The following is a 13,351-nucleotide window of genomic DNA, read 5'->3' as shown; positions in this document are numbered from 1 at the left end:
CCTTTCGCTAATCCCCCGATCTATGCATAATCGGACGGACATCAACCGCCGGATCGAACCAAGGCGTCGCATAGCTCGGCTGATTGACGTACCGCTCTACCGTCAGACGCAGCTTTAATCCACAGCCGGGTCCCAACGCGACTCGAAGCCATTTATCCTGCAGCGTCAAGGCGCCGGTCTCCTCTCCGTCGCGATTATACGCAACCGCTTCGATAAACCGATGCTCTCCGAAGGCACCCGCCTGAATAACGGTCTCCCGGGCGGCGGAGGCGTCCGTATTGATGAGCGTCACATCGAGAGTCGAACCTTCCAGCCTGTCGACCAACGCCGCTACGCCTTCCGGCAGGCCGGGCCGGCGCTTCTCCCCGTCGTAATATCGGACGCTGGCATGCTGCAAGCCGCCATGGGAGATATGCATGGGCGCGCCCAGCATAAGCTGCAGCAGTCCTTCAAAGTAGAGCGGACAATACTCCTGCCAAGCATGGATGCTTAGCGGATTTTCCCAGTTCCAGCTTAACGGGTCGCCGGCGGACGAACGCATTTTGTCCAACTGCCGGTCGATCAACGTTTGAACGGCATCTAGAATCAACTCCGGGTACCCTTCGTATTCTCCTTGCATGAACAAAAACCAGGGAATCGTATTTCCGATAAAATGTTTTGTTTCCTTGCCGGTCACCGGATTTCTCCCGGAATTCGACGGAAGATCGATCCGTCTCAATGTTTCCGGAATCGGAATGCGCTCAACGCGCTCCAGATCCTCCTGCTCCCTGGACAAATACCACAGATGAACCGGATGCAGCGCGTTAAACGGGCGCCAATCCGTCCATCCCTCGTCGCAATGGCGATGAGGCGCCTCCCAAACGCCGTCCCGCCACCGTCCGAGACTCCACTGCTTGTCTATGACGGCCCGCGCCAGCTTCAGCCATTTCCGGTCCCCGGTTAGCAGCAGCGCGTTGGCGCATGCGTTAAAGACCGGCTCGATGATCGTTGCGTAGCCATGCGGCCAGCGCCAGCCGTAATAACCGCCCCACCATTTGCCGTCGTTGTATTCGCCGATTGCCCCGGACAAGCCGATATTGTCGGGGATCAGGCCGCCGTTGCGCTCCGTCCGCTCCTCCCAGGCGCTCAAATAATCCTGCACCTGCAGGCGCAGCGTTTCGTCGCCGGTCAACATGTAAGTATGCGCCAGCAGCCCCGTCGCGTTAAGGTTAAGCGGCACGTCGCCCTTGGCCTGACGTTCGTTCATCAAACGGATGATGTGCCCGTAGATTTCATCGTCCGACCAGCGGCACTTCCCGCTGGCAAAGTCGACGCCGGGAATGTCCTCGAACGGGGCCAGATAATCGTCCAATATTTCCCGATGCGTCACCCAATCCTCCGCCGTCATCTCGAACCTTGGCCCCCGGCTTCCCGTAATGGGGGAGCGCATTAGCCGTTTCTCGCGATCGTAATTCGGCGCCTCCGGATCATCTCCGGTGTACATCCGGGCAAAGCGAACCGCTCTTTGCTTCAGCTGGAGAGATTGCGGATCGGAGAATCCAAGGAAATAAAAATACAAATACCCTTCCCCATGATGCATCCAGTCGTAATAGGCGTCGAACTCGCGATGAATTTGCCCGTATTGCGTCCACTGCCACGTAATCGTTTCCCACATAAGCCGGGACAGCCGCCCGACCTCCTCGTTTCCCCCCAGCGCATACAGCAAAGACAAATTCATAAACGCTTCGTACGGGTCGTCGGAGCCGTCCATTCCGGGCCATTCTTCCCGCCAGATCAGCGTGCCATCCGCCCGAGTGTAACGAGCTACATATTCCGTCGCGGCCATGTTCAGCTTCTCGAGAATCGCCCTCTCCTGCAGCGCCCAAGCCGGCGCGGGCCAGCTCTCCGAGGCTGTGATACCCGGCAGCTCCGGCTCGTGCGTCCGATTGCCGTCGTTCATGTTTTCCGCCTCCTTCTCCCTATCGTTCGGTCTCTATCTTCCTACCTCTATCGTTCGGTCTCTATCTTCCTACCTCTATCGTTCGGACTCTATCGCCCGGCTTAATCGCGGCTGCTCCCATAGGCCGCAGTCGTCGGCATATATGCGCTGAGCCGGCATTCCGATAACCGCAAGCGCGCCGATATTTTCGATCGCCACCGTCACGGACGACGTTTCGGGACCGGTCGTAAAATGCAGCTCCGACAGCGTGCTCTCCCAATTCCAGCGGTTGACAACCAGTTCCCCTATGGAGCCGTCGTGCCCATGGACGGACATCCTTGCCGTCCCCGCCCGGAAGGTGTTGTGAAACACGATATTGTGCAGCAGACATTGCCCTTCGCCGGACAGGACCAAATATACGTCGTGCACCCCCGCCACAGAACCCAGCGGCGCCCCGAAATATCGCCAAACCGCGTCGTACGGAGTCTGCTGCGCGACAGCGCCTATCAGTTCGCCATCGGGACCGCCGATGCGGACCTCCACCGTTACCGGGCCAATCACTTTGTTTAACCCGATGGATACATTGTCGTACTGGCCCGCGGCGCCAAAATCGATATTATCCAGCTTGATCCATTCCTTCGAACGCATCGGACCAACGTATCGGACGTCCCGATAAATCGCCGGCGTGCCGTCCGGCTCCCGCTCCCACTGGCTTCCGCCGTTCGCTTCGGCATATTCGATCGCCTGGCGATACTCCCCTCCCGACTTGATGCCCGCAAAAAAAATGTAGGACGTATTCGGCTTCAGTCCCGCTACCCGTTGCTCGATCCGTTCGCCAGGTCCAAGAACAGCCGCGTACCTGTTGCTGCGGACGACCGTCGGATAACCGCCGTTTTTGCTGTAATCCCAGGCGCATTCGAATACAAGGCGGGGCGTCCCGCCAGCGGCAGTCCATGGAGCAAGCGAACCCGACTCGAATCCGCCGTTGCGCAGCAGGCTTTCATGCTTGAGCGGAACGAACCCGCCTGCAGAGGCGGTCTGGCCATGCTCGGGCGGATCGAACCCGCCTGCGTGGGCGGACTGGTCATGCGTCTCGGCAGACTCGAAGCTGTGGCCGGGCACCCACTCTTCTCCACCGAACTCGTACGCGCCGGGATCCGGCGCCTGGCCCCGATAACCGTCCGTCACCCCGGGGATCGGGATGCCCTGACCGATGACCGGCGAGTCCGCGCGCAGCCGGAAATCCCCGCTCTCCGCATCGACGAACGGATCGGCGTCAAAGCGGTTATTCGAGACGATGCTGTGGCCGCCCCAGCGGCGAATCTCACCATCCGCGAACAAATTGTTCGCCATATGGGTACCGTACATGTCGTCCAGGCAGAAAACGGACGAATCGGCGATCGCCTTGCGATAAAACGTATTGTTGTAGATCAGCGTCCGCTGGATGGGCCGATTGAGCACCATCCCCCGTTCGGGAATGTTCCAGATAACGTTGCGGAAGAAGCTGATGCCGCTCGTCCAGGCATCCATGTAAAAGCCGAAGCTCAGATGGTCGGACAGATTGTCGTGCAGCCAGTTATGGTGAATTTGCGTCTGGTCGAAGTCATGGTTGAACAAATAAATCATGCCCGAATCCTTCGTCAGCGCATTAGCGAAGGAAATATCGCAATATTCGATCGTCGAGCGCGAGAATACGCCGGAGATCGACGTTCGGCCGCCCCTCGTAATCGTACAACGGGAAACCCGGTGTTCGGCGCCCGTCATCCAGATCATGCTCGCATACGACGCCTCGAAGTTGCCGTCATGAATGTAGCAGTTGTGCACCGAGTTGCGCGCACCCGATATCGAAATGCCGTTTCCTTCGAAATGGGAAATCTCGCAGTCGCGGAGCATGTTGCCCTCTCCGCCCAGCGCAATGCCTCGCGTCCTTCCGTAGATCGACTGGCGGTAACCGAAGGAACGGTCCATGCCGTAAATCCGCGATTTCCGAATCAGGCATCGGCTGGCTTCCTCCGTCGTAATGCTCGCTCCCCTGCAATCCACGCCGATAATATGAACGTGCTCCTTATGCCGCAGATCAAACGCATATTCGCGACGCTTCACCTCGATCATGCATTGAGGCGGCAGCTTGCCTTCGGGAGCCATCGCATACAGCATCCCTTCCGCGGGGTCGTAGTACCATTCTTTCTCCGCATCAAGCGCCCGCAGCGTCCGGGTAATAAAATACAGATCCCCCGGTTTCGTAAAATAATGGTCGGCCGAGCTGACCCATTGCTCGTGATGCAGCGTGCCGGCGGCAAAGCCGGTCACTTTGGCCGTGGACATAAAGTAACCTACTCCGTTGACGCAGGCGACCATCGCCCCGTCCCAGTGGCCGTCCGGAAACGCTTGCAATTCTTCATCAAAAATCATGCTGTTCGTCATCCCGCTGGTCGCCGCGTCGACGCGCGCATACTGCGAGCGATCCAGCCGATCCCGGATTTTCGGCCACTGCGCTTCCACGCCAAGCTCCTCATCAAAGAAGACCAGCGTTTCGCTGCCGTCACCCAAATCCCAATCCGTCTTCGCCTTGTAGACGTTCCCTTCGTGCTGCGTCCACTCGGTCACCTCGTCGCAGCCGCTGACGACGACCCTCTCGTTCCCGTATGCTTCGAAACGAATGGGGGCGTTTTCCCTGCCGCTGCGGGAAGGCGCCACCGTCTCCCGGTAAGTACCCTCCCGAATGTAGCTTATGTCTCCGGCTTCCATTGCTTGCGCCGCTCTGTCGATCGTGCGAAACGGGCGTTCTAAGCTCAAACCGTCGTTGAAGTCATCGCCATTAACCGCAACATAGTAGATCTTGTTCATTGCTACTCCTCCTTCACTTTAAATGCGTGTTCAAAAGGTTCGGCTGAATTCAATATTCGACGTCGAGTAAGCTTCTAGGATGACTTCGTAATGGGAAGCGGACTTTTTGAACAACCTTTATAAAGGCTGCCCGGGGAATAGGGACAGAATCTTGGCCTCGTGTTCCACAGTTAAACCTCTCCCGTCGCAATAGGCGGCGTTTTGGGTCAATTCCTCTACCGATGTCGTCCCCGTAAGCGTCACCGCGATGTCGGGACAGGTTAAACTAAAGCGCAAAGCCGGCTCTACCAGCCCGTTAGGCCTGCCCTGCCGGAGAAATTCGAGCTGCCGCTTGCGTCGCTCCCCTTCCGCGATCTTCTCCGGGTATTTGTACAAGAAAGGCGCCGGAGACTCCGTCAGCAGCCCCATGCAGAGGGGACTTCCATGAATGACGCCGACATGAGCCCGGCTGGCCAGCGGCAGCAGCTCATCCTTGGCGGTATTATCCATCAGCGTGTACCTGCCGAAGGTTTGGATCGTATCGACGATCCCCTCCCGAACAAAAGGCAGCAGCCGGTCTAACTGGCCGGCATTAACGCCGATCGCCCGGACGATCCCCTCCTGTCTGAGCTTTAGGAATGCCCTGATAGTTCCCTCCATGGCGTCTTCATAGCTTACGGATTCCAGCTCGTGCAGTTGAATCAAATCGAGATAATCGGTCTGCAGCCGCTTAAGGCTCTCCTCTACCGACCGAAGGGTATTCTCGTACGTATACGGAACGCCGCGCACAACCGCCTTGGTTGCCAAAATGACACGGCTCCGCTTTCCCTTTAATGCCAGCCCGACTCTTCGTTCGCTTTCCCCCCCGCCGTACAGAGGCGCGGTGTCGATAAAATTAATGCCAAGATCCAGCGCGGCATCGATTACCCGTATTGCTTGCGCGTCCGTCGTTTTGCCGTAGTCTCCGCCCAGCGGCGATCCTCCGAGCCCCAATTTGGAAACGCGAAAATTCGTCTTTCCCAGTAACGTATATTCCATTGCTTTTCACTCCATCCCGGATGTTATCGGCCGCCCGCCTCACACTACCGGCTTCTAATCAAGCGTGTTTCCACTCCGGATACAGCGCTTTCTCAATATCCGGTTTTTGCCCCTTGTTACTGAGAATAAGGGCCAAAGGGCGCTAAAGCTATTTCAAATTTATTGGAAAACGTTCGTTTTTATCGTATAAAAGCAAAAAAGCATCCGTACGGCAACGCCATGACGGAAGATTTCTACAAAATCATGTATCCACGATGACTTAAAAAAAACCGGTCCGCATGCGGACCGGTTTTTATGAAATGTATGGATATCCTGAGAGCGTTTATCCTTTGTGTTAACATGACCAACTCTTTATGATGAGAATTCCGGCTCTGTTTTCTCCAAAAACAATCTCCACTTCTTTATACGTCCAAAACAGACGATTAGCCCTATTAGCGCAATAAAAGTCCAGCTTATAATAGTAAAGCGCCAGCCATAAGCTTCGCTTAATGCTGCAATTCCATAGATAGATATCGCGCTTCCGATATAAGTAAATGCATTCAAAATACCCGAAATCGTTGCTGCACGCCCATACTTGGCATAATGAAGCGGCAATTGGCTGATTAACATCAAGTTAATGCCGTGCGTACAGCCCGTCAATAGAGCCATAAGGATAATAGAAACCATGGCATGAGACGAAAAAAAGCCAATAAGCGCCAAACCCGTCACTACGCCCGCCCCCCATAGCAAGGCGGAGACCTTAAGCTCATTCTGTATACATTTGTAAATCCGTGAAGCTGCTGCTACACAGAAAATGGTGAATACGGGCAAAACGACCGTACTTAAAATAGAAATAGACGTATTTAATCGAAAAACATCATGAATATACGTTGGCATCCATGTTGTAATGCCATCTCGCAAAGCACCCTGAAGAATGATGACCAGCATGACAGGCAAAAGCCCTGAGGTCCAAATAAGCGAGCCGACGTTTCGCTCTGTCCCATACTTCCTGCCCATTGAAACCGGCTTCGAAACTTGCTCGTTTTTTTCTTGCCGACCAAAAGCCTCGATACTAAAAATCCACAATAACGCAACCAATATCGCAACGATTCCCGGGATTATAAAAGAGACCCGCCAGCCTGAAATCCAAATGCTAAAGGGAACCAATACATAAACCACGATCGTTCCTGCCGAAGACGCCGTAACGATCCCCACACTTGTCTTGCGGTAGAGCTCGGGCGATAAATATTGTGACATGCCGCGTACAAGAGGAGGCCATAACATCGCTTGAAAGAATCCATTTAAGCACCAAATAAAGGTCATCATATAGATGTCGCTCATAAATGCTATTGCAAAGTTGCAGAAAGCTGTTGCCACCAATCCTGCGAATATCATCGTTCTCGGCTCAAACCGGTCACTCAAATACCCGCAAATAGGCTGACCTGCGCCGTAGGTAATAAAACTGCCGATAACCGCCATGCCTGCCAATTGATTGCTAATGTTCAGAGATTGCGCGATTTCTAATAGAGCTGCCCCATAATTAATGCGTGTCAAATAGCTGGTAAAATAGACCAAACAACATAAAATACTAAAAAATAAAGCACTGCGCTGCTTTGGATTTGAAGCTATTGAATTCGAAATCATCACACAAGAGGTATACCTTCCCAATCCTTATTCGGGGATACGCCTATAAGCTTAACAATTGTCGGCGCAATATCGATAATGTTAGCTTCCGGCAGAGCTGCTCCCGATGCAAACGCCCTCCCTTTAATGAACAATGGAATCGTCATATCTTCGGGCATCATTGTACCGTGAGTACGGTCGTGGCCCCCATGATCGGAAGTAACAATGACGTTATAATCCTCCGGAATAGCATGTACGGCCTTCTCAATGCATTCCCAGGACAAATAAACGGCTTCAATATACTCCTTGGACATCCATCCATACTTATGTCCCACCTCATCCACATCTCCTAAATATAAGAAGGTAAAATCGGGAGCGTGTTCGTTTATAAATGCGATCGATTGGTCGGTAAGCATTATATTCGTAACGTCGTAACCGTAATTCGAACCCGAGATAAAACAACTGTGCGCCGTTGAACCAGGACGGGCGACATCGCGAAGCTGCTCCCAATTATAAAATAAAGCCGATGTTTTGTTGCTGGCTTTTAGTTGCTCGCAAAGTCCATCGATAGGCCGCACCTGGGGAGTATGGATATTATCCATAATGCCATGCCGCCCGGGGGGGACGCTGTGGAACAGCGACATATGACAAGGAAGCGTTACGCTTGGCATAACAGTCCGGGCTGAAAGCGTGTAGCTGGCCTTCTCCTTTAATTGTTCGATATAGGGATGTCCTGAAATGGATAAGCTGTCCGGACGCATGCCATCAACCAAAATAAGCAGGACCTTATGGTTCATTTTTAATCACTCCATGGATTTTATGATGTTCAGTGATTTGTTCTTGTACAGCGAAAAAACGTGATCCGGCAGCTTTGAATCCGTTATGATATGGAACGAGGTCGATAAATCGCAAACTTTAATGGTTGCAGGAGTCTCGAATTTGGAGCTGTCGGCCAAAATGAATACCTCATCCGAATGCTCGATAAGCGCCCGCTGGATATCGAATAATTCATGATGGAACAAACCGATTCCATAACGAAGCGAAATCGTCGAAGGAAATATAAACGCCTTCGTGAAATGAAGCCGCTTTATGGTCTCTAATGCCATATGACCGTAAAAAGCTTTTTCCTCCCGCAGGTACTGGCCGCCGATCTGGATCATGTCGAATCCTTCTACATCGCTTAAAGCGGCGAAAACCTCAGGGGAATTCGTGGCAATCTTGAGCCTGTGAAAATGATCCTTGAGCAGCGGTGCCAGCTCCATTGCAGTACTGCCCGAATCAATCGCGATCATGTCGTCCTCGCAAATATATTGCAAAGCTTTCCGCGCCAACTGCCCCTTCAGCTCCCGATTCTCGGATGTACGCTCTTCAAGGCTCGCAGCCATTTTCATTTTCTGATTGCTAACGGCCCCCCCATGCACTCTTTTTAAAGCTTGTTTTTTTTCCAGATATTCCAGATCCCTGCGGACTGTCTCAATAGATACTTCAAACAGTGCCATGAGCTCCGATACCGTTACAGAGGACTTTTCCTTGAGCATCTCCGTAATTTTTATTCGCCTCTCATTTGCAAACAAATGCAATCAACTCCTCACAAATACACATTTAATGTATACCTGCAAATATGTTGTGTCAAGCATTATTTTGTTATCAAACGAATGTTGCCCCCGCTCATGCCCGACTTCTTCAAATAAAAGAACCTCAACTTTCCGCCACCTGCGGTGCACTCGGGACTTCCACCGATTAGTCGTTGCGCTGCCAAGCGCACAAAAAACAGCCAGGCAATCGCCCGGCTGTTGCATGTGATGGGATTATTTAATGTCGTAGATGGCGAAAATTTCATCGAGCATGAGATTGGCTGCAATCACGCCGCCAGCCGTGTTCCAGATCGCATCGTCTACGCGAATAGCATTTCCGTTTTTCACGACTTCGAGACTTTGCCAAAGCGGATCCTTCATCATTTCATTTTCCATTTCCGTGCCTTTGCCGTCGCCTGTCTCATAGGTGAAGTAGAACAACATGTCAGCATCTACCTCGGGCAAACGTTCCTTCGTGATTTCCTCGACGAACGTATCTTTATAATTCTGACCGTCAGGTCGCGTAATGCCAAGCTTCGAGAACGCGATCCCAGTGAAGGTATCCTCCAAATAGATACGCGTTTTTCCTGCCATGAAACGTACTACGGACACTTTTTTGTTTAATTTGTCTCCTGCTTTACTCTTAAAGTCGGCAGCTCTCGCATCATACTCCGCGATAATCTGATCGCCTTCCGTTTTTTTGCCAAGCGCGTCCGCGTACAATTTAAAATTATCCTGCCAAGCACCACGAAGCGTCTCGGAAAACACTGTCGGTGCGATTGCGTTCAGTTGATCGTACACTTTCTCTTGACGCAGCTTGTTGCCGATGATCAGATCAGGCTGAAGACTTGCGATCAATTCCATGTTTGGCTGGCTTTCTTCCCCTACTTCAGTTACGCCTTCCATATCCGCTTTGATATGCTCATACCACGGATCTCCCGTCCAAGATTTCACGGCGCCTACCGGCTTTACGCCTAAAGCGAGAAGCGCTTCGGTACCTTCATTGGTCAAAACGACTACACGAACCGGATTTCCTTTTATCGGCGTGTCGCCCATAGCATGAGTAACAACTCTTTCTTCGTTCGTATTGGCTGTACCATTACCATTGCTATTGGCGCTTGAATTGTTTTCCTTATTGCTATTGTTAGAACCGGATTGCCCGCAGCCCGAAACCACTAACATGAGCGCCATCATCAGCGCCGTAGTTGTCCAGGTAAGTTTCTTCATTAGACCATGTTTCATTGTTGTTTCTCTCCCTATGCTGAAAATCATTCTCACTATCATCCAAACGAAACTATACCAGCATATCAAAACGAAGTCAATCAAAAATGATAATGATTTTCAAGCTCGTTGACACGTTCATTCTCTTCCCTTAAAATAATCGAGTAGCTTTTTCTCTCTTTTTATACAGGACATATCCCACTTTGGAATAGCGACAAGGAAAGAGGACAAGATGAAGACATTATTAGAAACGAGTTCTCAGAAGGCAGCTGGTCTATTCGTTGGGCTGCTTCTTTTTGCCGTGGGCATCGTCAGCAGCATCGTATTTGGAGTGGCTGACATCAGTTGGCGCACAATCTGGGATTCTTACGTGAGATTCGACGGTTCGCAAGAACATCTTATCATCCAAACCGCAAGGATGCCTCGCGCGCTGATTGCCGCGGCTGCGGGAGCGAGCCTGGCCGTCGCCGGTTCGTTGATGCAGGGGATTACGAGAAACCAGCTCGCCTCGCCAAGCTTATTCGGCATCAATGCGGGAGCTGCGTTTTTTATCGTTACCGGGTCTGCATTTTTCGGGGTTAGCGGTTTATCCGCATTCGCAACGCTCGCATTCATCGGCGCGGCTTTTACTGCCACGCTTGTATATACCCTTGGTTCTATCGGCAATGACGGATTGACGCCGCTTAAGGTTACTTTGGCTGGCGCCGCGTTGACCGCATTTTTCTCCTCTCTATCCTTGGGCGTCCTTTTGACGAGCGGACAGACCTTCGATCAAGTGCTTTATTGGTTCGTAGGTTCGGTCGCCGGACGGGATCTTAATATCTTCACGGCCGCCGCTCCATATATCGGAATCGCATTGGTCGGCGCGTTCCTATTAGCCAGACACATGAACGTATTGACGCTGGGAGAGGACGTGGCAGTCGGACTCGGACAGAAAACGATCTACATCAAGTTGGCTGCCGGCGTCATCATTGTGCTGTTAGCCGGCGGATCGGTATCCATGGCCGGTCCGATCGCGTTCGTTGGCATTATCGTACCCCACTTAATGCGCTATTTGGTTGGTTTAGACTACCGCTGGGTCATTCCGTATTGTGCCGTATACGGAGCCATCCTGCTTTTGGCGGCCGATGTCGGCTCCAGGTACATTTCGTTTCCGAAGGAAGTCCCCGTTGGCATTATGACGGCCGTCATTGGCGTTCCTTTCTTCGTCTTTATCGCAAGAAGAGGAGGACGTTCTTAAAATGAGCAAACTTGTCACGATTAGAAACCGTATGTTTTCCTTCCAGCTCGAGCGCCGTACGGTCATGGTGATCCTCATGCTCCTCCTTGCCAACATCGCGGCCATCGTCGTATGCGTCGGGCTGGGCAGCAAGACGATCAGCCCCGCCAACGTCATTCGTATATTGTTTGGAACCTTGGATTCGCCCGACACCATGATCATCGAGTCGCTTCGGATGCCTCGCGTCATCATTGCCGTAATGGTCGGCTCCGCTCTCGCGGTATCCGGCGCCTTGCTGCAAGGGATTGTGAGAAATCCGCTGACTTCCCCGGATATTATCGGCATTTCGGGCGGAGCTTCCTTGGGAACCGTCATCTTTATCCTGTACTTCTCGCATGTCAGCATTCGCTATATGCCACTGAGCGCGATACTCGGAGCGTTTGCCGCGGCTTTTTTGATCTACTTATTTGCTTACCGTAAAGGCGTGACCCCGTTAAGGCTCGTCCTCATCGGCATCGGGATGGCTACCGCGATAACGGCTGTTACGTACATGCTAATCCTGACATCGTCGTTCACGCCTACGGCAGTTGCAGTAAAGGCATTTACCTTTATGACCGGCAGCATATACGGCGTCTCTTGGGTAAGAGACGTTTACACGTTGCTGCCTTGGATCGTTGTGCTGTTCCCGGTCGCGATCCTGTACGCTCGCCACCTTAACGTACAGGAACTTGGCGATGAAGTCGCTACAAGCGTAGGAAGCTCCGTTCAGATCAAACGGACAATTTTGCTCATCATCAGCGTCGCGCTGGCAGGTGCGGCCGTTTCTATCGGCGGAGCAATTAACTTCATTGGCTTAATGGCCCCGCATATCGCCCGCAAGCTTGTAGGTCCTTCGTACGGAGGCGTCATCCCGGTGTCTGCGCTTATCGGTTCTTTAGTACTGCTGTTGTCCGATCTCGTTGCAAGGATTGCTTTTTTGCCGCTGGATATTCCCGCTGGCGTGTTTACGGCCGCGATCGGAGCGCCGTTCTTCATCTACTTGTTGTACCGACATCGCAACGGCGCCTAGCCGTTGCCGCATTCCATTACAAAAGGAGCCGTTCCCATGTCCTCCATTCAAGCGAAAAACTTGACGTTATCGTACGGGCAAAAAGAAATTTTCAATCAACTGGACTTGCTTGTGCCATCGGGACAAATTACCGTGTTGATCGGCAGCAATGGCTGCGGCAAATCGACGTTGCTTCGGTCCCTGGCCCGCCTGCTAAAACCGCAAGAAGGGTCTATCCTGCTCGACGGAACCGAAATCGCCAAACTTTCGAGCAAAGAAATTGCCAGACGGCTCGCTATATTGCCTCAAGGTCCGCTTGCCCCGGAAGGATTAACCGTTCACCAGCTCGTCAAACAAGGTCGCTACCCGTATCAAAGCTGGCTGCAGCAATGGACGCGCGAAGACGAGAGAATGGTTAACCGGGCGCTTGAGGTTACTCACATGAAGGAGTTATCCTCGCTTTCGATCGATTCGCTGTCCGGAGGTCAACGCCAGCGCGCCTGGATCGCGATGACCCTGGCACAGAATACGCCAACCATTTTGCTGGATGAGCCAACCACTTACCTGGATATGTCCCATCAGATCGAAATCCTTGATTTGCTGTTCGACCTGAACGGTCAAGAAAAACGGACCATCGTCATGGTCCTTCATGATATCAATCTAGCCTGCCGTTATGCGGACCACATCGTGGCCGTAAAAGACGGGCATATACATGCCCAAGGCAAGCCTGAGGTTATTATGACCGAACAACTGATACGCGAAGTGTTCGGCATGGCATGCCAAATGACGGTCGATCCCATCTTCGGGACGCCGCTGTGCATTCCTCATGGCAAAGGTCGAAGCCTTAAAGATTCGCACTCTAAATAAATGCCGCTAATTCCATACAAAAAGAGCATGTCAAATTG

The 13,351-nt window shown here is 52.4% G+C and carries 10 protein-coding genes; 3 read left to right on the top strand and 7 right to left on the bottom strand.

The genetic code is table 11. The features are described from left to right. Nucleotides 1-7: 7 nt before the first annotated feature. The 7 genes from H7F31_RS10295 to H7F31_RS10265 all read right to left on the bottom strand — a co-directional run bounded on the left by H7F31_RS10295 (nt 8) and on the right by H7F31_RS10265 (nt 10,200). Nucleotides 8-1,939 (bottom strand): DUF8034 domain-containing protein, encoded by a 1,932-nt coding sequence (locus tag H7F31_RS10295; RefSeq protein WP_187104079.1) that lies wholly within the window; start codon nt 1,937-1,939, stop codon nt 8-10. Between the two features lie 75 nt (nt 1,940-2,014). Further along, complete coding sequence (locus tag H7F31_RS10290) at nt 2,015-4,765, bottom strand: right-handed parallel beta-helix repeat-containing protein (protein ID WP_187104078.1); 2,751 nt, start codon at nt 4,763-4,765, stop codon at nt 2,015-2,017. A gap of 117 nt (nt 4,766-4,882) precedes the next feature. Beyond that, the gene (locus H7F31_RS10285; RefSeq protein WP_187104077.1) at nt 4,883-5,782 is read right to left on the bottom strand and encodes an aldo/keto reductase; all 900 of its coding nucleotides are present in this window, start codon (nt 5,780-5,782) and stop codon (nt 4,883-4,885) included. Nucleotides 5,783-6,133: 351 nt separating this feature from the next. Further along, on the bottom strand, nt 6,134-7,405 hold the full coding sequence (locus H7F31_RS10280) for an MFS transporter (protein WP_261800494.1): 1,272 nt from the start codon (nt 7,403-7,405) through the stop codon (nt 6,134-6,136). Beyond that, nucleotides 7,405-8,181 carry an alkaline phosphatase family protein gene (locus tag H7F31_RS10275; protein WP_187104075.1) on the bottom strand — a complete coding sequence of 259 codons (777 nt, stop codon included), beginning with the start codon at nt 8,179-8,181 and terminating at the stop codon, nt 7,405-7,407. The genes H7F31_RS10280 and H7F31_RS10275 overlap by 1 nt, the downstream gene beginning before the upstream one ends. 6 nt (nt 8,182-8,187) lie before the next feature. After that, the gene (locus tag H7F31_RS10270; RefSeq protein WP_187104074.1) at nt 8,188-8,958 is read right to left on the bottom strand and encodes a DeoR/GlpR family DNA-binding transcription regulator; all 771 of its coding nucleotides are present in this window, start codon (nt 8,956-8,958) and stop codon (nt 8,188-8,190) included. Between the two features lie 234 nt (nt 8,959-9,192). Continuing rightward, nucleotides 9,193-10,200, bottom strand: a complete 1,008-nt coding sequence (locus H7F31_RS10265) for an ABC transporter substrate-binding protein (protein WP_187104073.1) — start codon at nt 10,198-10,200, stop codon at nt 9,193-9,195. A gap of 211 nt (nt 10,201-10,411) precedes the next feature. On the opposite strand from H7F31_RS10265, the gene H7F31_RS10260 reads away from it, so the two are divergent. The 3 genes from H7F31_RS10260 to H7F31_RS10250 are packed head-to-tail and all read left to right on the top strand — an operon-like array spanning nt 10,412 to nt 13,313. After that, nucleotides 10,412-11,419: a FecCD family ABC transporter permease gene (locus tag H7F31_RS10260; protein ID WP_187104072.1), complete on the top strand. Its 1,008-nt coding sequence runs from the start codon at nt 10,412-10,414 to the stop codon at nt 11,417-11,419. A gap of 1 nt (nt 11,420) precedes the next feature. Continuing rightward, nucleotides 11,421-12,467, top strand: a complete 1,047-nt coding sequence (locus H7F31_RS10255) for a FecCD family ABC transporter permease (RefSeq protein WP_187104071.1) — start codon at nt 11,421-11,423, stop codon at nt 12,465-12,467. A gap of 36 nt (nt 12,468-12,503) precedes the next feature. Beyond that, on the top strand, nt 12,504-13,313 hold the full coding sequence (locus H7F31_RS10250) for an ABC transporter ATP-binding protein (RefSeq protein WP_087569639.1): 810 nt from the start codon (nt 12,504-12,506) through the stop codon (nt 13,311-13,313). Nucleotides 13,314-13,351 lie beyond the last annotated feature (38 nt).

It is taken from the genome of Paenibacillus sp. PAMC21692, from assembly GCF_014303795.1.
GTDB lineage: Bacteria > Bacillota > Bacilli > Paenibacillales > Paenibacillaceae > Pristimantibacillus > Pristimantibacillus agaridevorans.
This window is presented reverse-complemented; position numbering and strand designations above follow the sequence as displayed.